Consider the following 23,207-nt stretch of genomic DNA (forward strand, 5'->3'; position numbering starts at 1 on the left):
CGTGGCTCGCGTAATCGACAATGGCAATGACGCGTACGACGACATCGACGGAGAGGAGAACGAACCATCTGATGTGTCACGCAGTGATGTCACTCGGGCAGTCGTAACGGATACCGATTGGACCACAGAGACGATCCTCAGCCAGTTGCGTCGAGGAAACATTCAGCTCAATCCAAAATTCCAGAGGCGCGACGCTTGGGATAAGGCGAGGAAGAGCAAGTTCATCGAGTCCCTGATCCTCGGCCTTCCTATCCCTCAAATCGTGCTTGCCGAAGACAAAAGCAGGCGCGGTAAGTTTATTGTCCTCGACGGTAAACAACGGCTACTAGCACTACGTCAGTTTGCTGCAGGATCTTCTCTGGCCGTCTCAGATAACGAACGCGAATTCAAAGGCCTCAGCCTTACGAACCTTGACGTGCGGGGCGACTTGAGACTTCAAACCCTAGCAAAGATGGAGAACGATAGCGATCTCGTCGACGACTTGAACGCTTTCCTCAACGAAACCATTCGCACTGTCGTCGTGCGTCGCTGGCCCAACGAGGACTTCCTGAACCTGGTCTTCCTCCGATTGAATACTGGCAGCGTGCGATTGTCTCCCCAGGAGCTGCGTCAGGCTCTCCATCCTGGAGAATTCACGAACTATCTGGACGACGCCGCATCTGAGAGTGCGTGGCTGCAGCGGGCATTGCGCATCAAGAAGCCGGATTTCCGGATGCGCGACGTTGAAATAATGCTTCGCTACTTCGCGTTCCGCTATCGCCTCGACTCGTACACCGGAAACCTCAAGGGTTTCCTCGACAGTACTGTGAACCAGCTGAACGAGGCTTGGCCTGAAAACGAAGATGAAATCAGAGAAACCGGAAGGGGGTGCGAAAGGGCGATCCGCACAACATTCGAAATCTTCGGCGAAAATTCTTTCTACCGCTGGTCCGACGGTGACTATGAGGGTCGATTCAATCGTGCAGTCTTCGACATCATGACCTACTACTTCACCGATACCGAGGTTGCCGATCTCGCCACCTCGATGCGATCGGATGTCGAACACGCCTTTAGGCGCCTCTGTGATGATAACCCTCGCTTTGTCGAGTCCATTCAAACGACAACGAAGACTCCACTGGCCACGCATCGACGGCTTGCACTTTGGGGAGCGGCACTAGAGGAAGCGATCCAAACGTCAGTAAGAGTCCCTCAATTCGAAAATAATCGAATCTCTCCATGAGGGGTCTCGACTGTGCCTTCCACGCGCTACAGAACACTATCCCGAAGAGTTTCGGAGCTCCGTCGAAATCTACTGCCCGCCAACTTCAACTCCACAGGGCTATACTCGGACAGAGTGCACGAAAGGACGCGAGCTTTTCGCGTCCTTGCCCACGCAGAGTTTGAATCCTACATAGAAGACAGAGTTATCGAGGTCGTCCACAGGGCCCATCTCGAATGGAACGAAGATGGGACAATCCGCCCCTGCCTTCTCGCTCTAATGTCACATCGCGATTCGCGTCTCGATATACCAGATTCCCTAACCGAACTGAGAGACAGGAACGGGGCAAAATACCCAACCCTCAAGAGTCGAGTGGAGGCAGCGAAGCGACAATACAGCACATATGTGCGAACGAGTAACAATGGGATCAAGGAGAGAAACTTGCTCCTGCTTCTGCTTCCCATAGGTGTCACGAAGGACGAAATAGATACTGAGTGGCTAAACGATACGGAGGTATGGGCTACCGCGCGCGGCGAAGTGGCACACACCTCTGCCAAGATGCAGATTCAAGTAGATCCACGAGTGGAACTCTCAACTGTCAAGAATATCTTGGACGGTTTTAAGGTCATCGATGGAATCCTAGAGGATAAGTAGCTTTCTTCAGATCACGCCTTCGGCCGCGATATCAAAGTTTAGCTTCGCACGATCGAGCACCTTATCTGGGTCGCACCCATGCACTCGTAGCCAGTAGAGGAGATCAGCGATCACTCTGACGGTCGTCTGCACTCCCACTTCTGCGGTCAACGGGCCCAGGTCGGCGCGGCTGGGATCTAGGCAGCACAGAACCAACAGTGCCTCTGCCGCTTCGACTTGCGGATCGTCAACGTGGTCATCAGCCGCACAGAGCCCCGTATCCAGCTCGCACCAAGTGACCTTCGTGTCCGCCCTGAGGATCACGCCCCAACGCGTAGCCACGGAGTCCACCAGCGCCATGCCTCTTCCCGACTCCTCCTCGTCTCTCGCCGCGAGGAGGGTCGGAAGGGCTCGTGCATCCGGGTCGCTCACTTCGAGGCGCAGGAACTGCCCGTTCATCGACACCGTGAGAGTCGTAGGTGTTCCGCAGCCGACATGCGTGATGACGTTGGTGACCAGCTCGGTCACACACAGCTGAGCCAAGTCGATCAGGTCCGGCAGGCCCCAGAGGCCGAGGTGTAACCCGATCACGCGCCGGAGCCCGGCCAACTCCGCCGGCTCCGCCAAGAAGGGGAGGTCCCACGCCTTCCTGCGGATCTTGAACCTGCATCCAGCCATGTGAGCCGCCTTTCAGCTTGCACAGTGGGTGCGCCGCACGAGACAACGCGGCAGGACTTCAGCGTGACAGTGGAACTCTCAATTTGGAACTCTCATAGTGGAGTTGGTGAAGCGCGGGCCTTCTGGTGCGCCCCCGGCGTGCGCTGTCTTGCCCGCATCGCGATGCGCCGTGCAGGCTCGGGCAGATCTACATGAAGGGTCACGACCATGGCAGTTGGACCGACCACCCGCAGGCGCCAGCTCGGGGCCGACCTTCGGAGGCTGCGTGAGCGCAAGGGCCTCACTCTGGAGGAGGCCGGAACGCTCGTCGAGATCTCCAAAGCTACCTTGAGCCGCTACGAGACCAAGGAGGGCGCGGTCAAGTGGCCGACCGTGGATGCTCTCTGCCGCGAATACGGTGCCACCGAGGAGGAGCGGCTCGCTCTCGTCGAGTTGGCCAAGGGCGCCAGGATTCAGGGCTGGTGGCGATCGCTGGCCGACCCGATCCCGGAGTCGATGAACCTCATGCTGACTCTGGAGGACGAAGTGGTTCGCGAGGATCACTACGCCTGCATGTACGTCCCGGGCCTGCTCCAGACGCGCGCTTACGCCGAGGCCGTGCACCGCGCCTCCGAGATGCGGTGCACAGAGCAGGAGATCGTGCACATGGTCGACATCCGCATGAAGAGGCAGGAGTTGCTGACCCGCGAGGAGCCGCCGCACATCTGGGCCGTGATCGACGAGGCCGTTCTACGGCGGCTGGTCGGCGGGCGCGAGGTGATGCGCGAGCAGCTGCTGCACCTACGGAGCCAGGCCGAACAGCGTCAAGTGACCGTGCAAATCCTGCCTTTCGCCAGTGGAGCGCATGCCGCCGCCGTCGGCAGCTTCGTGATCCTCGGTGGTCCGACCCCCGAACTCGACGTCGTCTACGTGGACATCATCGGCGGTGGCCTGTTCATGGAGAAGCCTGAGGAACTCGCCCGTTATAAGTTGGCGTTCGAGTACCTGCGAGCGCAGGCGTTGGACATCGAAGCATCCGCTGCGCTCCTGGATCGAGCCTGCAAGGAGCTTTGATGGATCACGACGACGTCCGCTGGGTGAAGTCCTCGTACAGTGGCGGCAGCGGTACCGAATGCGTCGAGGCCACGTTCGCGGCGACGGGAACCGCCATACGCGACTCCAAGCGCCCCGCCGGCCCGCGCCTGCGATTCGCGGCCCCCACCTGGGAGGCGTTCCTCACCGCCCTCCAAGCAGACCGGATGCCGCCAGCCTGACGCCGCCCATTAGCCTCGCAGTGGACACTCCACAGACGCGCAGGAGGCACGACATGGCCAAGGTTTCGGCAGCAGTTATCGCCGCGGGTGGGCTTGTGGGTGGGTATGCCACCGCTCGGTGGACCAAGAAGCGGCCGCTCGGTGGGGTGGCGCTGGCCGCCGCCGGGGCCGTGGCCGCTCGGGAGTGGAAGCAGGCGGCCGGGACCAAGGCGGCCGTCGGGCTCACCGCGGCCTATGTCGCCGCGTTCGCCGGGTCGCATCCGCTCGCCAAGAAGGTCGGCGCCTGGCCGTCCGTGTTCGCTGTGGCGGGTGGGGTTGCCGTGGCCTCCTGGTCCGTCACCAGGAAAAATGCCCAGCCGGGAACGGGAACCGTTTGAACGCTGGGAGCGACTCGTACGTACGTAACAACGCACACTGCGACTCCCCGCAGGATGGACCGGCTGGGCGCGTGGCCACGCAGAGCAGGGACAGGACTGCGGTCACGCGCCCAGCAGGGGAGCCGAAGCAGACGTTGCCCGCCAGAGGCCCTGCCCGCCGGACCGCCGGTCCCGGCAACACCCCGCTTCCGGGCCACCGCCAGGCCCCGCACCACACCCCGGCCCGGCCGCCACGCCCCCGCACCACACCCCGGCCCCAAAAACACGCCCCCCTACCCCCCAACCCCCCTCGCCACAACAAAGATCACCAGCCCCGCCAACGCCCCCACCACCGTCCCGTTGATCCGGATGAACTGGAGGTCGCGGCCGATGTGGGCCTCGATCTTGCGGGATGTGTCCGTCGCGTCCCAGGAGCGGACCGTGTCCGTGATCAGGGACGTGATCTCCGTGCGGTACGTGGAGACCACGTACGCCGCCGCGTCCTGGACCCAGCCATCCACCTTCGACTGGAGGCGGGTGTCCGTCGACAGGCGGGCGCCCAGGGACAGCAGGGACGCCCTCGCCCGCAGGCGCAGCTCGCTGCGCTCGTCCTCCGCCGCCGCGATGATCATCGCGCGGACCGAGGACCAGGCCGACGCGATCACGTCCTGGACCTCCGGGCGGGACAGCACGTCCGACTTCAGGCGTTCCACCTTCGCCCGCGTCTCCGTGTCCGACTGGAGGTCCGCCGCGAAGTCCGCCAGGAAGCGGTCGAGCGCCCCGCGCGCGGGGTGCGACGGCATGTCGCGCATCTCCGTGACGAAGCGGAGCAGTTCCTTGTAGACCCGTTCGCCCACCTTCTTGTCCACGAAGCGGGGGGTCCAGCCGGGGGCGCCTCCCTGCACCGCCTCCATCACCGAGTCCCCGTGCGTCACCAGCCAGCCGTGCGCCCTCGCGCACACCAGGTCCACCACCCGGCGGTGGCCGCCGTCCGCGACCACCTTCTCCAGCGTCTTGCCGATGCCCGGCGCGATCTCCGCCGCGTCCGCCCGGCGGGTGATCGCCTCCCCGACCACCGCCTGTACGTCGGAGTCCCGCAGGACCGTCAGCGCGCCGCGCAACGCCGTCGCCAGTTCCGACGTCACCCTGTCCGCGTGGGACGGCTCCGCCAGCCATGTGCCCATCCGGGCGCCTATGCCCAGGGCGCCCAGCCGGGTGCGGACCACCTCCGGGGAGAGGAAGTTCTCGCCCACGAACGAGCCCAGCGACTCGCCCAGCTGGTCCTTCTTGTTCGGGATGATCGCCGTGTGCGGGATCGGGACGCCCAGCGGGTGGCGGAACAGGGCCGTCACCGCGAACCAGTCCGCCAGCGCGCCCACCATCCCCGCCTCGGCCGCCGCCGCGACGTACGCCGCCCAGGAGCCCGCGCCGGAGCGGTCCGCCCAGGTCGCCAGGGCGAAGACCAGCGCCACGAAGAGCAGCAGGCCCGTCGCCGTGGCCTTCATCCGGCGCACGCCGCGGCGCTTCTCCTCGTCCGCCGCCGTGTACGAGAACGGGGGCAGGTGCGCGGGCCCCGCCGCCCCGGCCGCATCAGTACGTTCCATTCGCTCCGCCCGTCCACGCGCACGCACCGCCCCGTACGCAATTGTCCCTACCTGAGGGACTCCCGGGACGCACGTCGAGTTCCCGTGGGAAGGGTGAATAAGGGTGAACCCGCCGCGCGCCTCGACAACCGGCTCTCAGCCCAGTTCCTTGCGCGGCGCCCCGCCCAGCCCCCGCTTCGCCGCCTTGCGCTGCTTGCGCTCCACGCCGATGCCGCCCATCAGGGCGAATCCCGTCACCGTCACCCGCGGCGAGCCCGGGGTGCCCTCGCCCGTCGCCTTGTCGCCGAAGCCGCCCATCAGGCCGAAGCCGCGAACCCTCACCGTCAGCTCGGGCGGGACCGTCACGCCCATGCCGCCCATGATCGTGAAGCAGCGGATCACCGTCTCGGCGGACTCGAAGCGGGCCTCGCGCAGGTCGATGTCGCCGCCGCCCCACATCGCGAACGCGGTGAACTTCCTGCCGACCGTCCACGTGCCCTTGCGGCCGAACCCGCCCCAGAAGGCGAAGGCGCCCCGCGAGGTCGCCGTGCCGCCGATCCTGGACGGCCAGTCGACAGCTCCGGAGGCTTCGGGAGAGGAGGGGGCCGGTGTACGTACGCCCGGCGTCGGCAGGTCCCGTACCAGCGGCGCCAACTCCCCGTGCGTACGCGCCTTGTACGCCGCCTCCAGGCGCTCCTCGAACTCCTCCATGTCGAGCCGTCCCTCGGCCACCGCCTCGCGCAGCGCCTCCGCCACCCGCTCGCGTTCCGCGTCCGATGCCCGCATCTCGGGGAGACCCGCCCCCGCCCCCGAAGGTTCACTCGTCATACCGCCAGCCTAATGAAGGCCCCGGTCGGCGTACATCCGGGCGATCACCGACTCGATGTCCGGCTCGCGCACCGAAAGGTCGACCAGCGGGTAGCGGTCCGCGATCCTCGCCACCAGCGGCGCCGCCGACGCCGGGAACGCCAGCCACTGACTCGGCCCCTCGACCTTCACCACGCGCGCGTCCGCGAGCTCGATCGGCGCCAGCTCGCGCTCCAGGGTGCGCTCGCTGCCCCCGATCTCGTGCAGCCCGGCCAGCGCGCCGTCGTACACCAGCCGGCCGTGGTCGATCACCATCACGCGCTCGCAGAGCTGCTCGATGTCGGTCAGGTCGTGGGTCGTCAGGAGGACGGTGGTGCCGCGCTCCTTGTTCAAGTCCCGCAGGAACGTGCGTACTTTCGCCTTGCTCACCACGTCCAGGCCGATCGTCGGCTCGTCCAGGTACAGCACCTCCGGGTCGTGCAGCAGGGCCGCCGCGATGTCGCCCCGCATCCGCTGCCCCAGCGACAGCTGACGTACGGGCACGTCCAACAGCTCGCCGAGGTCGAGGAGTTCGACGCAGCGGTCCAGGTTCGCGCGGAAGCGGTCGTCGGGGATGCGGTACATGCGGTGGACCAGGCGGTACGAGTCGTACAGCGGCAGGTCCCACCAGAGCGTGGTGCGCTGCCCGAAGACCACGCCGATGCGGCGGGCCAGGCGGGTGCGCTCGCGATGGGGGTATCCCCTGCTCGAGCGAAGCCGAGAGCTTGGGGAAGGGGCGAGGCCCGCCACGCGCACCCGGCCGCCGCTGGGGGTCAGGATGCCGGTCAGCATCTTGATGGTGGTGGACTTTCCGGCGCCGTTGGGGCCGATGTAGCCGACCATCTCGCCGCGCGGCACCGAGAAGCTGATCCCGTCGACCGCCCTGACCTGCCCGCGCTCGCGCCGCAGCCGCCGCCCGCCGCGTCGCCGCCGCCCGGAGCAGGCGCCCGGTGCCGAGCAGCAGCGCGGCCCAGCCGAGCTGGACGCCGTACGCCCGCGCCAGGCCCCAGCCCGGGTGGCGGCCGAGCAGGACGTCGGCCGGGATCTGGAGCAGCGACGACCAGGACAGCGCCCGGGCCACCTCGCCGAGGGCGCCCGGGAAGACGTTGAGCGGCAGCAGCATCCCGGAGCAGAAGATCCCGCCGAGCCAGGCCATCTGCGCCATGCCCGCCCCGTCGATCAGGGCGGTACAGGTCGATCGCGATGTCACCCGTACGGATGCGTTCGACGAGCTCGTCCTCGAAGCCGCCGCCCATCATGGCGATCGTCATGATCAGGGCCTGTCCCAGCCACACATAGGTCAGCGCCTCGGACTGGTCGTAGCCGCCAAGACGCGGGCGGGCGCTCCACAGGGCCATATAGGTGTACGCCATGATCACGCCGAAGACGGTGTTGGTGCACACTCCTGCCGCTGTGGCGATCCGGTACGTCGTATGGCGTCGGAACCCACCTGCGGCAACGATCGCGTAGAGCCGCATCACCTCATCTCCCCCTCCGGTCCGTGTATGAAGGGCCCGCGCCCCTGCGCGTCAAAGCGCACGACCCCAGTACCGCCCGGCGGTCCACCGCGACGGCTTTTCCCCGGCCGGGCGTGCAATATGGGCGTACAACGCGAATCACCCGATACAGCCCAGTGGCGAGAGAGACATGAGCGACGACGAGCAGCCACCCCGGCCCCCTCAACAGGGCTGGGCCCCTCGGGACCTCAGCGCCACCGGCCCCGACGCCCCCGCCGCCCCCGGCGACGGCGCACAGGGCCCCGGCGAGGAGGCCGGCCAGGGCGAGGGCGAGGGCAAGGGCAAGGGCAAGAAGAAGCGGCCCAAGCGGACCGGCTGGCGGCGCCTCGTCCCCACCTGGCGGATGGCCCTCGGCACCGTCCTCGTCGTCGTCCTGCTGCTCATCGGCGGCTTCATCGCCGGCTACACGCTCGTCCACATCCCGCCCGCCAACGCCACCGCGACCGCCCAGTCCAACGTCTTCCTGTACGCGGACGGCAGCCAGCTCGCCCGGGACGGCGAGATCAACCGTGAGAACGTCCGGCTCGCACAGATCCCGCTCACCGTCCAGCACACCGTGCTCGCCGCCGAGGACCGCGACTTCTACTCCGAACGGGCGGTCGACCCCAAGGCCATGGTCCGCGCCGCCTGGAACACCCTCACCGGCAAGGGCAAGCAGTCCGGCTCCACCATCACCCAGCAGTACGTGAAGAACTACTACCTGGGGCAGGAGCAGACGATCAGCCGCAAGGTGAAGGAGTTCTTCATCGCGATCAAGCTGAACCGCGAGGTCAGCAAGTCGGACATCCTGGAGGGCTACCTCAACACCAGCTACTTCGGCCGCAACGCCTACGGCATCCAGGCCGCCGCCCAGGCCTACTACGGCAAGGACATCGAGAAGGTCACCACCGCCGAGGGCGCCTATCTCGCCTCGCTGCTCAACGCCCCCAGCGCGTACGACGTGGTGACGCACCCGGAGAACAAGGCGAAGGCCGTGGCGCGCTGGAACTACGTGCTCGACGGCATGGTCAAGAAGAAGTGGATGACCCCGGCCGAGCGGGCCGCCGCCACCTTCCCGGTGCCGGGCAAGGCGCGGCCCGCGGCCGGGATGGCCGGCCAGCGCGGCTATGTCGTCGAGGCCGTCAAGGACTATCTGACCAGCAACGACGTCATCGACGAGAACACCCTGGCCAAGGGCGGCTACCGGATCACCACCACGCTCCAGAAGGCCAAGCAGGACGCGTTCGTCGCCGCCGTCGACGACAAGGTGATGTCGCAGGTGAGCAGCGACCGCAAGGTGGACCGCAACGTCCGCGTCGGCGGCGCCTCCATCGACCCGGACAGCGGCAAGGTGCTCGCGATGTACGGCGGCATCGACTACACCAAGCAGTACGTCAACAACGCGACCCGGCGCGACTACCAGGTCGGCTCGACCTTCAAGCCCTTCGTCTTCACCTCGGCCGTCGAGAACGGCTCCAAGACGCAGGACGGGCGCACGATCACCCCGAACACGGTCTACGACGGCACCAACAAGCGCTTCGTACAAGGCTGGTCGGGCACCGCGTACAACCCGTCGAACGAGGACGAGAAGTCGTACGGGCCGATCACCGTCCGGTCCGCCACCGACCTCTCGGTGAACGCGGTGTACGCGCAGATGGCCGTGGACGTCGGCCCCAAGACCGTCCGCAAGACCGCCGTCGACCTCGGCATCCCCTCCAGCACCCCGGACATGCCCAACGGGCCCTCCATCGCGCTCGGCACCGCGACCGCCTCCGTCCTGGACATGACCGAGGCGTACGCGACGCTCGCCAACCACGGCAAGCACGGCACGTACACGATGGTCGAGTCCGTCACCAAGGACGGCGAGAAGGTGGACCTGCCCTCGCAGGACGACAAGCAGGCCGTCAGCCGCGAGGCCGCCGACACCACCACCTCGATCCTGCAGAGCGTGGTGGAGGGCGGCACCGGTACGGCCGCGCAGGCCTCCGGCCGTGCGGCCGCGGGCAAGACGGGCACGGCCGAGGACGACAAGGCGGCCTGGTTCGCGGGCTACACGCCCGATCTGGCCACCGTGGTCGCCGTGATGGGCCAGGACCCCGACACGGGCGCCCAGAAGCCGCTGTACGGGGCGCTGGGGCTGGACCGGATGAACGGCGGCGGGCCGCCCGCGCGGGTGTGGGCGCAGTACACGGCGGGCGCGCTCAAGGGCACCGAGCCGCAGGACTTCGACCTCCAGCTCCAGGAGGGCGCGTCCGTGCCGCCGCCGGTCGAGACGCAGGCCCCCAACCCGAACAACCCGAACCCGCCCGGCCAGACCGAGGGCCAGGACCAGGGCCAGACGCAGGGGCAGACCCAGGGCGGGACGACCGGCGGCACCACCGGCGCCACCACGACCACGGGCGGCACGACGACGGGCGGGACGACCGGGGGCACCACCGGCTCCACGACCGACGGGGGCACCACGACCGGCGGCACCACGGGCGCCACGACCGACGGGGGCACCACCACGGGCGGCACCACCGACGGCGGCACCACCGGAGGGACCACGGACGGCGGACCCACCAACGGCGGGACCACGGCGGGCACGGAGGGCGGCACCACCACGGGCGGCACGACGACGGGGACGACGGCCGGCGGCGCCGACCGCCCGCGCCGCCAGCCGCGCGGCCGGGGCTAGTGGCCGGAGGTGGCCTTGAGGCCGACCACGGCCACCAGCAGCAGACAGACGAAGAAGATCCGGGCGGCGGTCGCGGGCTCACCGAGCACCACCATGCCGAGCACCGCCGCACCGGCCGCGCCGATGCCCACCCAGACGCCGTAGGCGGTACCGATGGGCAGGGTCTTGGCGGCCTGCGAGAGCAGCATCATCGAGGCGACGATCCCGGCGCCGGTGAAGAGGCTGGGCCACAGCCGGGTGAATCCGTCGGTGTACTTCATCCCGATCGACCAGCCGACTTCGAGCAGACCGGCGACGAGCAGCAGAACCCAGGCCATGACAGGCACCTCCGAGAGACGTACGCGCGCGTACGTCCGCACGCGCGGGGTGCGTCGTCTTGTCGTAACCCGGTACGACGCGTCTCGTCGGGGTGCTTCAAAGATAGCAAAGTGCGACGAAAGGGTGGCCACAAGGCAGCGAAAAGGGCTGGTGACAGCGGTCACCAGCCCTTGATCTGTCACTGCGGGGCGGGTCAGAGATACAGCCCGGTCGAGTCCTCCGACACCCGCTCCGAGGCGACGGCGTGCAGATCGCGCTCTCGCATCAGTACGTAGGCGATGCCGCGCACCTCGACCTCGGCGCGGTCCTCCGGGTCGTACAGCACCCGGTCGCCCGGCTCCACGGTCCGGACGTTCTGCCCGACCGCGACCACCTCGGCCCAGGCCAGCCGCTTGCCGACGGCCGCGGTCGCCGGGATGAGGATGCCGCCGCCGGAGCGCCGTTCGCCCTCGGGTGTGTCGGACCGGACCAGCACGCGGTCGTGGAGCATCCGGATGGGCAGCTTGTCGTGGGTGTTCTCGCTCACGGACCGAACCTACCTGCCCCGGCCCCCGGCGTATGCCGAAGGGCCGGGTCGGTCCGCGGCCTCAGTCCCGCCGCTTCCTGGCCGACGACATGGCGAGCAGCCCGACGAGGCCGACGGCGAGGAGCGCGACCGGCAGGATGCGCTCGACGCGGGGCGCGCCGTCCTCGCTCACGAACTGGGCCTTCACGTCCGAGACGGTCCGGTTCACCGCGACGAAGGCCCGGCCCGCGGTGCGGTCCACGGCCGAGGCGACCTTCGCCTTCGCGTCGCCGGCGATCGTCGACGGGTGCAGCCGCACGCCGATCTCGTCGAGCGTCACCGCGAGCTGCTCGCGACGGCTCCTGATGTCCGCCTCGATCTGCGCAGGGGTCCTGGCTTCCGACACTGCGCCGCCTCCGTCGTTTGCTGGGGTACGGGGTGTTGTACGGGGTGTCCCGTTCATCGACAGTCTGTCAGCTCTGCCGCCGATGCACTGTCACAGGCCCCCATTAGGCTCTGCTGGAGCAAGCCACACCCCCGCCCTTCCGGAGGAAGATCCCATGAGCGAGCGACTCGTCCCCGGCGACACCGCCCCCGCCTTCACCCTGCCCGACGCGGACGGCAACGAGGTCTCGCTCGCGGACCACAAGGGCCGCAAGGTCATCGTGTACTTCTACCCGGCGGCCCTCACCCCCGGCTGCACCAAGCAGGCCTGCGACTTCACGGACAACCTGGCCCTGCTGGCCACCGCGGGCTACGACGTGATCGGCGTCTCCCCCGACAAGCCGGAGAAGCTCGCGAAGTTCCGCGAGAAGGAGTCCCTCAAGGTCACCCTCGTCGGCGACCCGTCGAAGGAGGTCCTGGAGGCGTACGGGGCGTACGGCGAGAAGAAGCTGTACGGCAAGACGGTGACCGGCGTCATCCGCTCCACGGTGGTCGTGGACGAGGAGGGCAAGGTCGAGCGCGCGCTGTACAACGTGAAGGCGACGGGCCATGTCGCGAAGATCATCAAGGATCTGGGCATCTGAGGTTCCGCTCGACGCCCCCGACGGCCCGCACCGCGCGGTATGCGGTGCGGGCCGTTCCGCATTTCGGGCGTGACTGTCCGATTAACGGGTCGTTGGTCTGTACGGGGCTGCGAACGCGTGGCCGGGGGCGGAGGGGTGGGGGCATGGCGGGCACGCCGAAACCGGCAACAAGAGCCGACCGCAGAGGCACAGCGCCGAGTTCACACACGTACGACACGGAACAGCTGAAAGGGGCCATCGCCGAGTCCCGGAACTGGACGGATCTGATGCGGCGGCTCGGCCTGAAGACGAGCGGCGGTCAGCGACGCGTGCTCCAGGAGAAGGCCGCCGCGTACGAGCTGGACACGAGCCACTTCGTCAAAGGTAGCCCATGGCGCAAATACCCCGACGCGGCCATTGCCGAAGCCGCCGTATCGTCCTCGTCCCTGCGCGAGGTGGCACTGAAGATGGGCGCGACCCCGGCCACCGGAACTCTGTCCCACATCCGGCGCCGTATCGACGCCGCGGGCATCGACATCAGCCACTTCCCAGGCATCAACCAGTCCGAGTTGGATCTGCCCTTCACGGTCGATGAACTACGAGCGGCGGTTGCCTCGGCCGACAGCCTGCGCGCGGCGGCCCGCTCGCTGGGTGTGCCGGACGACAGCCGCTCACGCGCCACGCTGACTCGCATACTGCGCACACAGGACATCGACATGGAGCACTTCTCCCATCGGCGCGTCTCCCTCCCCGAGGACCGACTTCGTTGCCTCGTAGGGAGCTCCACAAGCTACGCGGCCGTCATGCGCGGTCTCGGACTGGAGGTCAACGACACCAATCACCGGCGTGTCCGGCGCGCGGCGGCCCGTCTCGGCCTCGATACCAGCCACTTCAAGCGCCGGGCCTGGGGACGGCCAGAGCGCACCGCGCCCCCGACGACAGCGGACAGGATCCTGGTCGTCCTGCCGAGGCACGCCGGCCGGACCAACAGGTCCCAGCTCCATCGAGCCCTGACCGAAATCGGAGTGCCGTACGTGTGCGCGGAGTGCGGCAACACCGGCGAGTGGCGGGGGCGGCCGATCACCTTGCAGATCGACCACATCAATGGGGAGTGGCGGGACAACCGCCGGGAGAATCTCCGGTATTTGTGCCCCAACTGCCACGCGCTGACGGAGACGTGGTGTCGCCGGAAAGGGGCGACGCGCCTCGCCGAAGAGCCCCCTCTGCCCGTACACTGAACTCCGCCGATCGAGCAGTTCGACTGGCAACAGGCGGCCTTGGCGGAACGGCAGACGCCTCGCATTTAGGGTGCGATGGGAGCAATCCCGTGAGGGTTCGAATCCCTCAGGCCGCACGGAGCGTGAAACCGAAGGTCTGACTCGCAGCCATCGCGAGCCAGACCTTCACGCTTTGGTAGGCCCTCAGCCCAACAGCTCCCGTACCACCGGCACCAGCGCCCTGAACGCCTTCCCCCGGTGGCTGATCGCGTTCTTCTCGTCGGGGGTCAGCTCCGCGCATGTGCGGGTCTCGCCCTCCGGCTGGAGGATCGGGTCGTAGCCGAAGCCGCCCGTGCCGGTGGGCTCGTGGCGCAGGGTGCCCAGGAGGCGGCCCTCCACGACCCGCTCGGTGCCGTCGGGCAGGGCCAGGGCCGCCGCGCAGGCGAAGTGGGCCCCGCGGTGTTCGTCCGCGATGTCGCCGAGCTGGGCCAGGAGCAGGTTCAGGTTGGCCTTGTCGTCGCCGTGGGTGCCGGACCAGCGGGCGGAGAAGATGCCGGGGGCGCCGTTCAGTACGTCCACGCACAGGCCCGAGTCGTCGGCGACGGCGGGCAGGCCGGTCGCCCGGGCGAGCGCGTGGGCCTTGAGGAGCGCGTTCTCGGCGAAGGTGACGCCGGTCTCCTTGACGTCGGGGATCTCGGGGTACGCGTCGGCGCCGACCAGTTCGTGGGGCAGTCCGGCGTCCGCGAGGATCGCGCGGAGTTCGGTGATTTTGCCGGCGTTGCGGGTGGCGAGGATCAGGCGGGTCATGCCCCCAGTATCGCCGGGCGCGCCCGGCGTCACGGTGTGCAGACCTTGCCGACTTCCTTCGCCGCGTCCTTGACGGGGCTGATGTCCGGCGTGCTGTCGCCGTTCTTGATCGCCGAACGGACGTTGGAAACCGCCTTGTTGAGGTTGTCCACCGCCTTGGAGAGATCGGCGTTGTCCGTCTTGCTCTTCAGCGACGTCAGGTTCTTGTCGATGTCGTCGAGCGCCTGGTCCGCCTGCGCCGGGTTGTCGGTGGCGTTCGACACCGCGCGGCCCAGGTCGTCGACGCTGGAGGCGATCGCGTCGGCGGTCTGGACGCAGTCGAGCGCCTTGCTGACCGCGCTGCACCCGACGGCGGCGGGCAGGGCGAGCGTCGCGGTGACGGCGGCGAGTGCGAGGGCGCGGCGGCTGCGGCGCATGGGCGGGTCCTCCCGGGTGTACGGACGGGCGTACGGTTCGGCCCGTACGCCCGTGTCGGTAGGGACGCCGGGAGCGGCCCTCTTGGTTGCCTCTTTGCCTGCCGGTGCCTCGTTACTCGCCGAGCGTGCGGCCGAGTGCCTCCACCTGGAGGGCGGCGAGGTCCGCGCAGCCGCCGGTGGCGAGGTCGAGCAGGGCGTTGAGCTCCTTGCGGTCGAACGGCTCGGCCTCGGCCGTGCCCTGGACCTCGACGAAGCGGCCGTCGCCGGTGCAGACGACGTTCATGTCGGTCTCGGCGCGTACGTCCTCCTCGTAGCAGAGATCGAGGAGCGGGGTGCCGTCGACGATGCCGACGGAGACGGCGGCGACGGTGCCGGTGAGCGGCTGGCGGTTGGCCTTGACCAGCTTCTTGGTCTGGGCCCAGCTGACGGCGTCGGCGAGGGCGACGTACGCGCCGGTGATGGCGGCGGTACGGGTGCCGCCGTCGGCCTGGAGGACGTCGCAGTCGAGGACGATGGTGTTCTCGCCCAGCGCCTTGTAGTCGATGACGGCGCGGAGGCTGCGGCCGATGAGGCGGCTGATCTCGTGGGTGCGTCCGCCGATCTTGCCGCGGACGGACTCGCGGTCGCCGCGGGTGTTGGTGGAGCGCGGCAGCATCGAGTACTCCGCGGTCACCCAGCCCTCGCCGCTGCCCTTGCGCCAGCGGGGGACGCCTTCGGTGACGGAGGCGGTGCAGAAGACTTTGGTGTCGCCGAAGGAGATGAGGACGGAGCCCTCGGCGTGCTTGCTCCATCCGCGTTCGATGGTGACGGGGCGGAGCTGGTCGGGGGTGCGGCCGTCGATACGAGACATGCCCCGAGCGTAGCTCGTGGGCGTCTCGCTCCTGGGGGCATGCCCCCCGGCCCCCCTTCCGGGGCTCCGCCCCCTCGTTCGTCTGCGGACCGTGGGTGGCTGGTCGCGCAGTTCCCCGCGCCCCTTATCAAGGCCGTCGTTCGTCTGCGGACCGTGCCCGCTTCTCGCGCAGTTCCCCGCGCCCCTTGGGTAGTCGGCCGCAGCCGGGGAATCCAGCTCAGCCACAGGCCTTTAGGGGCGCGGGGAACTGCGCGACCAGCCCGCCAGGGTCCGCAGACGAAAAGGGCCCCTCCCTGGGCGGGAAGGGCCCTTTCAGAGCGACACGTCGCTCACATCATGTCTTCGATGTCCGCCGCGATCGGGTCCGCGTCCGTGCCGATGACAACCTGGATCGCCGTGCCCATCTTGACGACGCCGTGCGCGCCCGCGGCCTTCAGCGCGGCCTCGTCGACCTTGCTCGGGTCGATGACCTCGGTGCGGAGGCGGGTGATGCAGCCCTCGACCTCTTCGATGTTCTCGATACCGCCGAGCCCGGCGACGATCTTCTCAGCCTTGCTGGCCATGTCTGTCTCCCTGTTCTTTCCAAAGAACGCTGTGGCGGCACACCGCAGGTCCCGCCGACGGCAGTTCCATGGTTCCGCTTTGTCACCGTAACGCACGTTTGGCCCAGTTACGCGAGCGAGCGTCCGCGCGCTGGCCAAGGATGGCGATCACCGGTACCGCGCCCGTGCGGCCAGGCTCCGGACGATACCGCAACTGGTCTACACCAGTGTGCAACGCATCCCGGAACTGGCTTGTTCCGGCGGGACGTACGGGACGGAGGGTCGCCGATGAGCGCGGACAGCGCGGCAGTGGACCGGCCGAAATGGTGGGGCGGTGCGTTCCAGAACCTCCAGAAGATGGGCCGCAGCCTCCAGCTGCCGATCGCCGTGCTGCCCGCGGCCGGCATCCTCAACCGGCTCGGCCAGCCGGACGTCTTCGGCAAGGACGGTCTGGGCTGGACGGACGTCGCCAAGGTCATGGCCGGTGCGGGCGGCGCGCTGCTCGACGCCAACATCGGCCTGCCGCTGCTGTTCTGCATCGGCGTCGCCATCGGCATGGCCAAGAAGGCGGACGGCTCCACCGCGCTCGCCGCCGTGGCCGGATTCCTCGTCTACTACAACGTGCTGCACCAGTTCCCCAAGGACTGCGCCGCCGGAGCGAAGGTGATCTCGGCGGGGTGCCAGGCCAACGACGGAACGGTCGCGGCCTTCACGTACCAGAATCCCGGGGTCTTCGGCGGCATCGTCATGGGCCTGCTCGCCGCCTGGTTCTGGCAGCGCTACCACCGGGTCAAGCTGGTCGACTGGCTCGGCTTCTTCAACGGCCGCCGGCTCGTCCCGATCATCATGTCGTTCGTGGCCATCGCGTTCGCCGCGCTCTGCCTGTGGGTCTGGCCGCCGATCGGCGACGCGCTGGAGAGCTTCAGCGACTGGCTGGTGGGGCTGGACGCGTGGGGTGCGGGCATCTTCGGCGTCGCCAACCGCGCGCTGCTCGTCATCGGTCTGCACCAGTTCCTGAACGTGCCCATCTGGTTCCAGTTCGGCAGCTTCACCAAGCCGGACGGGACCGTGGTGCACGGTGACATCAGTATGTTCCTGGCGGGCGACAAGGACGCGGGCCAGTTCACCACCGGCTTCTTCCCGATCATGATGTTCGCGCTGCCCGCGGCCGCGCTGGCGATCACGCACTGCGCCAAGCCGCACCGCCGCAAGCAGGTGGGCGGTCTGATGCTGTCGGTCGGCCTGACGTCGTTCGTCACCGGCATCACCGAGCCGATCGAGTACTCGTTCCTCTTCATCGCCCCGCTGCTGTACGCGATCCACGCGGTCCTGACCGGTGTCTCGATGGCGGTGAGCTGGGCGCTGGGCGTCAAGGACGGCTTCAGCTTCTCGGCCGGACTGATCGACTACGTCATCAACTGGAACCTGGCGACGAAACCGTGGCTGATCATTCCGATCGGCCTCGTCTTCGCCGCCGTCTACTACGCGATCTTCCGTTTCGCGATCATCAAGTTCGACCTCCCCACTCCCGGCCGCGAGCCGGAGGAGCTGGAAGAGGAGATCGAGCGGGAGAACACGAAGTAATAACGGCGGGATAACCAAGCGGTTGTACGGCAGAGGCCTCGGACCCCAGGGTCCGGGGCCTTTGTCCGTCATGCCGGAATGCGTGGCTCAGCACACAGAAATTGCAGGTTCCTTATCTAACCCTCACCGTGCTACAACTGGTCTACACCACTCAATGGTGTAGACCACGCGGGCTTCACCGCGTTCCCCCCTTGAGACGCCGCCGTCCCCCCGTACTTTTCCATGTCCCCGGGCGGCGCCTTGCCAACTGGAGGAAGTTGATGAGTACGGCCACCGCTACGGCGGCGCCCGCGAAGAAGCGGGGCTCCGGTGTGTTCCAGGGCTTGCAGAAGATCGGCCGCAGCCTTCAGCTGCCGATCGCGGTGCTGCCGGCTGCGGGCATCATGGTCCGCCTGGGCCAGGACGACGTTTTCGGTAAAGACGGCCTCGGTTGGGACAAGGTGGCCGCCGTCTTCGGCAACGCGGGCGGTGCGATCACCGGTGCCCTGCCCCTGCTGTTCTGCATCGGCGTGGCCATCGGCTTCGCTAAGAAGGCGGACGGTTCGACCGCCCTGGCCGCCCTCGTGGGCTTCCTGGTCTACAGCAAGGTCCTGGAAGCGTTCCCCGTCACCGAAGCGGTGATCAAGGCGGGCAAGGACGATCCGGCGACGTTCAACAACCCGGGTGTCCTCGGCGGCATCATCATGGGTCTGCTGTCGGCCGTCCTCTGGCAGCGTTACCACCGCAAGAAGCTGGTCGACTGGCTCGGCTTCTTCAACGGCCGCCGCCTCGTCCCGATCATCATGGCCTTCGTCGGCGTCATCGTCGGCGTCTTCTTCGGTCTGGTCTGGGAGCCCATCGGTGACGGGATCGCCGACTTCGGCAAGTGGATGACGGGCCTCGGCGCCGGTGGCGCAGGCCTGTTCGGCGCCATCAACCGCGCGCTGATCCCGATCGGCATGCACCAGTTCGTGAACACCGTGGCCTGGTTCCAGCTCGGCGACTTCACCAACTCCGCGGGCGAGGTCGTGCACGGTGACTACGGCCGCTTCCTCGCCGGGGACCCGTCCGCCGGCATGTTCATGTCCGGCTTCTTCCCCATCATGATGTTCGGCCTCCCGGCCGCCGCGCTCGCCATGGCGCACACCGCCCGCCCCGAGCGCCGGAAGGCCGTCCTCGGCATGATGGTGTCGCTGGCGCTCACCTCCTTCGTGACCGGTGTGACCGAGCCGATCGAGTTCTCGTTCATGTTCATCGCACCGCTGCTCTACGTGATCCACGCGGTGCTGACCGCCGTGTCCCTCGCGGTCACCTGGGCCCTCGGCGTCCACGCGGGCTTCAACTTCTCGGCCGGTCTGATCGACTACGCCCTGTACTGGAAGCTCGATACGAAGCCCTGGCTGATCATCCCGATCGGCCTCGTCTTCGCCGCGATCTACTACTTCGTCTTCCGCTTCGCGATCGTCAAGTTCAACCTCACCACCCCGGGCCGTGAGCCCGAGGAGGAGATCGAGGACCTGACGAAGGCGTAAGCCGCACGGGTCATGGATTACGGAAAGGGCCCCCGCACCACTCGGTGCGGGGGCCCTTTCCCGTATGCGCGTACGGGCGCGATCAGACCTCGTACACCGCCCCCGGCACCGCCAGCTCCACCGGACCGGTGTAAGCCCCACGGGCGTCCGTCAGGTTGACGTCGCCGTCCGTCCACGGCGGGATGTGGGTCAGGACCAGGCGGCCGGCCCCGGCGCGGGCGGCGTGTTCGCCGGCCTCGCGGCCGTTGAGGTGGAGGGCCGGGATGTCCTCCTTGCCGTGTGTGAAGGACGCCTCGCACAGGAACAGGTCCGTGCCCTCGGCCAGCTCGTGCAGGGCCTCGCAGACGCCGGTGTCGCCCGAGTACGTGAGGGACGCGCCGCCGTGCTCGATGCGGATGCCGTACGCCTCGACGGGGTGGCAGACCCGCTCGGTGCGGACCGCGAACGGGCCGATGTCGAACGAGCCGGACTTCAGGGTGTGGAAGTCGAACACCTCGCTCATGGAGGAGCTGGACGGCGTGTCCGCGTACGCCGTGGTGAGGCGCTGCTCGGCGCCCTCCGGCGCGTACACCGGCATGGGGGCGCAGCGTCCGCCCTCGTGCCGGTAGTAGCGGGCCACGAAGTAGCCGCACATGTCGATGCAGTGGTCGGCGTGCAGATGGCTGAGGAAGATCGCGTCGAGGTCGTAGAGACCGATGTGGCGCTGCAGCTCGCCCAGGGCGCCGTTGCCCATGTCGAGGAGCAGCCGGAAGCCGTCGGCCTCGACGAGGTAGCTCGAACAGGCCGATTCCGCGGACGGGAACGACCCGGAGCAGCCGACGACGGTGAGCTTCATGGAGCGTGAACCTCCGGGAGCGGCAAGGGAACGGGGAGGGCGGCGGGAGGTCGTGCGGTGCGTCGAGCGTAAGGCGCCGCACTGCCGGTCGCTCCTCAGTGGCGGGCCGTTGTGGGGGAACTCACCTGCGCTGTCACCGGTTCGGGCGGAGTGCGGGCGGAGCGCGCGCGGGGGGCCGGCCGCCGGGTAACGTCTGCGGTATGGACACGTCCTGGTGGCTCGCGGTGATCGCCGTGGTGGTGGTCGCCCTGGGGGCCGCGGTGGTCGACGGGCGGGGGCGCGCCCGCCCGCGCCCGTCCCGTCCCGGGGGGCGCGTCCGGCCGCCGGGCCGGCCGGGGGTGCGGGGGCGCCGGCCGCTGCCGGGTGAGATCTGGTGGGCCGATGTGCCGTACGAGGACGGGCCGGGCTCGAAGGACCGGCCCTGTCTGGTGCTGTCGGTACGGGGGGACAGCGTGCGGGTCGCGAAGATCACCAGCAAGTTCCACGAGGAGCAGGCCGGGGTGATTCCGCTGCCGCCGGGGACGGTGGGGGACGCGCGGGGGCGGCCGAGCTTTCTGGAGACGGATGAGCTGCGGGATGTGGGGGTGTGGGAGTTCCGGCGGCGGGTGGGGGTGGTGGACCCGACGGTGTGGGACCAGGTGCGGTACCTGGCGGGTTGAGCCCGGGGTGAGCTGGGTTTCCCGGGGGCTGCGCCCCGGACCCCGCTTCGTTCGTCTGCGGACCGTAGATGGCTGGTCGCGCAGTTCCCCGCGCCCCTGGAATGCTCGGCTTCGCCATCGCCCGCACCCCCTAGGGGCGCGGGGAACTGCGCGACGAGCCACCCACCGGCCCGCAGACAAAGGCCGGGCCCAAAACCCCTACGCCCAGAGCTGCCCCCGCAGCGTCGCGATCGCTTCCTCCGTCGTCTCCGCCGTGTACACGCCCGTCGACAGGTACTTCCAGCCGCCGTCCGCCACCACGAACACGATGTCGGCGGGGGTGCCCGCCTTGACGGCCTTCCTGCCCACCCCGATCGCCGCGTGCAGCGCCGCCCCCGTGGAGACGCCCGCGAAGATGCCCTCCTCCTTGAGGAGTTCGCGGGTGCGGGTCACCGCGTCCGCCGAGCCGACCGAGAAGCGGCTGGTCAGGACCGACGCGTCGTACAGCTCGGGGACGAAGCCCTCGTCCAGGTTGCGCAGGCCGTACACCAGGTCGTCGTAGCGCGGCTCGGCCGCCACGATCTGGACGCCGGGCACGCGCTCGCGCAGATAGCGGCCCACGCCCATGAGCGTGCCCGTGGTGCCGAGGCCCGCCACGAAGTGGGTGATTGAGGGGAGGTCGGCGAGGATCTCCGGGCCGGTCGTGGCGTAGTGCGCGCCCGCGTTGTCCGGGTTGCCGTACTGGTACAGCATCACCCAGGACGGGTTCTGCGCGGCCAGCTCCTTCGCCACCCGTACCGCCGTGTTGGAGCCGCCCGCCGCCGGGGACGGCACGATCTCCGCGCCCCACATCTTCAGCAGGTCGCGGCGCTCCTGGGAGGTGTTCTCGGGCATCACGCAGACGATGCGGTAGCCCTTGAGCTTCGCCGCCATCGCCAGCGAGATGCCGGTGTTTCCGCTGGTCGGCTCCAGGATGGTGCAGCCGGGCGTCAACCGGCCCGCCTTCTCGGCCTGTTCGATCATGTGGAGCGCGGGGCGGTCCTTGACCGAGCCGGTCGGGTTGCGGTCCTCCAGCTTCGCCCAGATACGGACGTCGTCCGAGGGCGAGAGTCTGGGGAGCCGGACCAGCGGCGTGTTGCCGACGGCGGCCAGCGCGGAGTCGTAGCGCATGACGGCGATCAGCCTCAGACCATGCCGCCGGCCACGGCCGGCAGGATCGTCACGCTGTCGCCGTCGGACAGCTCGGTGGTGATGCCCGCCAGGAAGCGGACGTCCTCGTCGTTGAGGTAGACGTTCACGAAGCGGCGCAGCTCGCCGCCGGCGGCCTCGTCGACCAGGCGCTCGCGGATGCCGCTGTGCCGGGTCTCCAGGTCCTTGAAGAGCTCGTCGATGGTCGCGCCACTGCCCTCGACGGCCTTGGCGCCGCCGGTGTAGGTGCGGAGGATGGTCGGGATGCGGACCTCGATGGCCATGGCGTGGGCTCCAGTCGGAAGGAGAGAAGGAGGGAGAAAAGGCGTCGCGCGCGGCTTCGCGCGGGTACTGCGGAGGTACGGGAGGTACGGAACGTACCGGTCGTTCGCGTGCGGCCGCGGCTCAGACGGCGGTGGGGCGCTGACACATCGCGCTCGCCAGCCGGCACAGGTCGACGTGCAGGCGCGCCACGAGCAGCGGGCTGCTGGGCTTCTCTTCGCTCACGTCGTGGGGAACCATGCGGTCATCGTATCGATTCCCGGTCCGCTTCCCGGAGTGTGATCTCAGCTGGCGGACGCATTCCTCTCAGGATGCGGGCGAACCCGCCGAGTGGGCCGCGTACGGCTCAGTACGCCTCCACCACCTCGACCTCTTCCTCCTCGATCCCGCCGTCCACGATCCGGTACGAGCGGAACTGGAAGTCGCCGAGGCCATCGGTGTCCGCCGTCGAAACCAGGACGTAGTGGGCGCCGGGCTCGTTGGCGTACGTCACGTCGGTGCGGGACGGGTAGGCCTCGGTCGCCGTGTGCGAGTGGTAGACGATCACCGGCTCCTCGTCGCGGTCGTCCATCTCGCGGTAGAGCTTCAGCAGGTCCTGCGAGTCGAACTCGTAGAACGTGGGCGAGCGGGCCGCGTTCAGCATCGGGATGAACCGCTCGGGGCGGCCGGTGCCCGCCGGGCCGGCGACCACGCCGCACGCCTCGTCGGGGTGGTCGGCGCGGGCGTGCGCGACGATCTGGTCGTACAGGGCCTGGGTCAGGGTCAGCATGAGCGCAAGGATAAACAG

Annotated in this window: 26 protein-coding genes, 1 tRNA gene, 2 pseudogenes and 1 riboswitch; of the genes and pseudogenes, 12 read left to right on the forward strand and 17 right to left on the reverse strand. The window is 68.4% G+C overall.

Annotation, left to right across the window (positions count from 1 at the left end):
* Position 1 precedes the first annotated feature (1 nt).
* Together BX283_RS17170 and BX283_RS40070 are read left to right on the forward strand one after the other, a co-directional pair.
* Positions 2–1,219, forward strand: coding sequence for a DUF262 domain-containing protein (locus BX283_RS17170; RefSeq protein ID WP_180357180.1), 1,218 nt, complete (start codon positions 2–4; stop codon positions 1,217–1,219).
* A gap of 12 nt (positions 1,220–1,231) precedes the next feature.
* Positions 1,232–1,852, forward strand: a complete 621-nt coding sequence (locus BX283_RS40070) for a HEPN domain-containing protein (protein WP_373979182.1) — start codon at positions 1,232–1,234, stop codon at positions 1,850–1,852.
* 6 nt (positions 1,853–1,858) lie between these two features.
* Here the strand turns inward: BX283_RS40070 and BX283_RS17175 are convergent, their stop codons facing one another.
* A complete protein-coding gene (locus tag BX283_RS17175) occupies positions 1,859–2,509 on the reverse strand; it encodes an ATP-binding protein (protein ID WP_101388467.1) in 651 nt (216 codons plus the stop codon).
* A gap of 207 nt (positions 2,510–2,716) precedes the next feature.
* Here BX283_RS17175 and BX283_RS17180 point away from each other — a divergent pair, with 207 nt between their 5' ends.
* From BX283_RS17180 to BX283_RS17190, 3 genes are read left to right on the forward strand one after another with little or no spacing between them, the layout of a single operon-like run.
* On the forward strand, positions 2,717–3,562 hold the full coding sequence (locus tag BX283_RS17180; protein WP_101388468.1) for a helix-turn-helix transcriptional regulator: 846 nt from the start codon (positions 2,717–2,719) through the stop codon (positions 3,560–3,562).
* Entirely contained in the window at positions 3,562–3,762 is a 201-nt protein-coding gene (locus BX283_RS17185; RefSeq protein WP_101388469.1) for a DUF397 domain-containing protein, read from the forward strand. Before BX283_RS17180 ends, BX283_RS17185 begins: the two co-directional genes overlap by 1 nt.
* Before the next feature lie 53 nt (positions 3,763–3,815).
* Positions 3,816–4,139, forward strand: a complete 324-nt coding sequence (locus BX283_RS17190) for a hypothetical protein (RefSeq protein WP_101388470.1) — start codon at positions 3,816–3,818, stop codon at positions 4,137–4,139.
* Positions 4,140–4,411: 272 nt separating this feature from the next.
* Here the strand turns inward: BX283_RS17190 and BX283_RS17195 are convergent, their stop codons facing one another.
* From BX283_RS17195 to BX283_RS41605, 4 genes and pseudogenes are all read right to left on the reverse strand, one after another.
* A complete protein-coding gene (locus BX283_RS17195) occupies positions 4,412–5,722 on the reverse strand; it encodes a DUF445 domain-containing protein (RefSeq protein ID WP_101388471.1) in 1,311 nt (436 codons plus the stop codon).
* 135 nt (positions 5,723–5,857) lie between these two features.
* Positions 5,858–6,487, reverse strand: coding sequence for a DUF1707 domain-containing protein (locus tag BX283_RS17200; protein WP_101388472.1), 630 nt, complete (start codon positions 6,485–6,487; stop codon positions 5,858–5,860).
* Positions 6,488–6,538: 51 nt separating this feature from the next.
* Positions 6,539–7,477 (reverse strand): annotated as a pseudogene (locus BX283_RS17205) (ATP-binding cassette domain-containing protein); the annotation flags it as partial.
* Positions 7,464–8,025: pseudogene (locus BX283_RS41605) on the reverse strand (ABC transporter permease); the annotation flags it as partial. The pseudogenes BX283_RS17205 and BX283_RS41605, both read right to left, overlap by 14 nt.
* A 169-nt stretch (positions 8,026–8,194) precedes the next feature.
* Here BX283_RS41605 and BX283_RS17215 point away from each other — a divergent pair.
* On the forward strand, positions 8,195–10,720 hold the full coding sequence (locus BX283_RS17215; protein WP_101388473.1) for a transglycosylase domain-containing protein: 2,526 nt from the start codon (positions 8,195–8,197) through the stop codon (positions 10,718–10,720).
* Here BX283_RS17215 and BX283_RS17220 read toward each other — a convergent pair.
* The 3 genes from BX283_RS17220 to BX283_RS17230 form a co-directional block, all read right to left on the reverse strand.
* Positions 10,717–11,037: a multidrug efflux SMR transporter gene (locus BX283_RS17220; protein WP_101388474.1), complete on the reverse strand. Its 321-nt coding sequence runs from the start codon at positions 11,035–11,037 to the stop codon at positions 10,717–10,719. The genes BX283_RS17215 and BX283_RS17220 overlap by 4 nt on opposite strands.
* A 48-nt stretch (positions 11,038–11,085) precedes the next feature.
* A riboswitch (guanidine-III (ykkC-III) riboswitch) is annotated at positions 11,086–11,150 on the reverse strand.
* Positions 11,151–11,231: 81 nt separating this feature from the next.
* Complete coding sequence (locus tag BX283_RS17225; protein WP_067159470.1) at positions 11,232–11,564, reverse strand: co-chaperone GroES; 333 nt, start codon at positions 11,562–11,564, stop codon at positions 11,232–11,234.
* Positions 11,565–11,625: 61 nt separating this feature from the next.
* On the reverse strand, positions 11,626–11,949 hold the full coding sequence (locus BX283_RS17230) for a DUF3618 domain-containing protein (RefSeq protein WP_101388475.1): 324 nt from the start codon (positions 11,947–11,949) through the stop codon (positions 11,626–11,628).
* A 154-nt stretch (positions 11,950–12,103) separates the two neighbouring features.
* Between BX283_RS17230 and bcp the strand changes: the two genes are divergently transcribed.
* The 3 genes from bcp (at position 12,104) to BX283_RS17245 (ending at position 13,904) form a co-directional block, all read left to right on the forward strand.
* Positions 12,104–12,571: a thioredoxin-dependent thiol peroxidase gene (gene bcp / locus BX283_RS17235; RefSeq protein ID WP_101388476.1), complete on the forward strand. Its 468-nt coding sequence runs from the start codon at positions 12,104–12,106 to the stop codon at positions 12,569–12,571.
* Between the two features lie 143 nt (positions 12,572–12,714).
* Positions 12,715–13,788, forward strand: coding sequence for an HNH endonuclease signature motif containing protein (locus BX283_RS17240; protein ID WP_257582998.1), 1,074 nt, complete (start codon positions 12,715–12,717; stop codon positions 13,786–13,788).
* 33 nt (positions 13,789–13,821) lie between these two features.
* A tRNA-Leu gene (locus BX283_RS17245) sits at positions 13,822–13,904 on the forward strand.
* A gap of 67 nt (positions 13,905–13,971) precedes the next feature.
* Here BX283_RS17245 and rdgB read toward each other — a convergent pair.
* From rdgB to BX283_RS17265, 4 genes are all read right to left on the reverse strand, one after another.
* On the reverse strand, positions 13,972–14,574 hold the full coding sequence (gene rdgB / locus BX283_RS17250; protein WP_101388477.1) for an RdgB/HAM1 family non-canonical purine NTP pyrophosphatase: 603 nt from the start codon (positions 14,572–14,574) through the stop codon (positions 13,972–13,974).
* Between the two features lie 29 nt (positions 14,575–14,603).
* Complete coding sequence (locus tag BX283_RS17255; RefSeq protein ID WP_101388478.1) at positions 14,604–14,990, reverse strand: hypothetical protein; 387 nt, start codon at positions 14,988–14,990, stop codon at positions 14,604–14,606.
* Between the two features lie 112 nt (positions 14,991–15,102).
* The gene (gene rph / locus BX283_RS17260) at positions 15,103–15,840 is read right to left on the reverse strand and encodes a ribonuclease PH (protein ID WP_101388479.1); all 738 of its coding nucleotides are present in this window, start codon (positions 15,838–15,840) and stop codon (positions 15,103–15,105) included.
* Between the two features lie 329 nt (positions 15,841–16,169).
* Positions 16,170–16,403 (reverse strand): glucose PTS transporter subunit EIIB, encoded by a 234-nt coding sequence (locus tag BX283_RS17265; RefSeq protein WP_018517946.1) that lies wholly within the window; start codon positions 16,401–16,403, stop codon positions 16,170–16,172.
* Between the two features lie 267 nt (positions 16,404–16,670).
* On the opposite strand from BX283_RS17265, the gene BX283_RS17270 reads away from it, so the two are divergent.
* Together BX283_RS17270 and BX283_RS17275 are read left to right on the forward strand one after the other, a co-directional pair.
* On the forward strand, positions 16,671–17,966 hold the full coding sequence (locus BX283_RS17270; protein ID WP_101388480.1) for a PTS transporter subunit EIIC: 1,296 nt from the start codon (positions 16,671–16,673) through the stop codon (positions 17,964–17,966).
* A 260-nt stretch (positions 17,967–18,226) separates the two neighbouring features.
* Positions 18,227–19,477, forward strand: coding sequence for a PTS transporter subunit EIIC (locus tag BX283_RS17275; RefSeq protein WP_101388481.1), 1,251 nt, complete (start codon positions 18,227–18,229; stop codon positions 19,475–19,477).
* A gap of 82 nt (positions 19,478–19,559) precedes the next feature.
* Here BX283_RS17275 and BX283_RS17280 read toward each other — a convergent pair whose 3' ends face one another.
* Positions 19,560–20,312, reverse strand: a complete 753-nt coding sequence (locus BX283_RS17280; protein ID WP_101388482.1) for an MBL fold metallo-hydrolase — start codon at positions 20,310–20,312, stop codon at positions 19,560–19,562.
* A 200-nt stretch (positions 20,313–20,512) separates the two neighbouring features.
* Here BX283_RS17280 and BX283_RS17285 point away from each other — a divergent pair, with 200 nt between their 5' ends.
* The gene (locus BX283_RS17285) at positions 20,513–20,971 is read left to right on the forward strand and encodes a type II toxin-antitoxin system PemK/MazF family toxin (RefSeq protein ID WP_101388483.1); all 459 of its coding nucleotides are present in this window, start codon (positions 20,513–20,515) and stop codon (positions 20,969–20,971) included.
* A 198-nt stretch (positions 20,972–21,169) separates the two neighbouring features.
* On the opposite strand, the gene BX283_RS17290 is transcribed toward BX283_RS17285, so the two are convergent.
* From BX283_RS17290 to BX283_RS17305, 4 genes are all read right to left on the reverse strand, one after another.
* Entirely contained in the window at positions 21,170–22,120 is a 951-nt protein-coding gene (locus tag BX283_RS17290) for a PLP-dependent cysteine synthase family protein (RefSeq protein WP_101388484.1), read from the reverse strand.
* Between the two features lie 14 nt (positions 22,121–22,134).
* Positions 22,135–22,422, reverse strand: coding sequence for a MoaD/ThiS family protein (locus BX283_RS17295; RefSeq protein WP_101388485.1), 288 nt, complete (start codon positions 22,420–22,422; stop codon positions 22,135–22,137).
* Positions 22,423–22,543: 121 nt separating this feature from the next.
* On the reverse strand, positions 22,544–22,660 hold the full coding sequence (locus BX283_RS42455; protein ID WP_329399246.1) for a putative leader peptide: 117 nt from the start codon (positions 22,658–22,660) through the stop codon (positions 22,544–22,546).
* A 106-nt stretch (positions 22,661–22,766) separates the two neighbouring features.
* Positions 22,767–23,189 (reverse strand): Mov34/MPN/PAD-1 family protein, encoded by a 423-nt coding sequence (locus tag BX283_RS17305; RefSeq protein ID WP_101388487.1) that lies wholly within the window; start codon positions 23,187–23,189, stop codon positions 22,767–22,769.
* Between the last annotated feature and the right edge of the window lie 18 nt (positions 23,190–23,207).

Source organism: Streptomyces sp. TLI_146, from assembly GCF_002846415.1.
Taxonomy (GTDB): Bacteria; Actinomycetota; Actinomycetes; order Streptomycetales; family Streptomycetaceae; genus Streptomyces.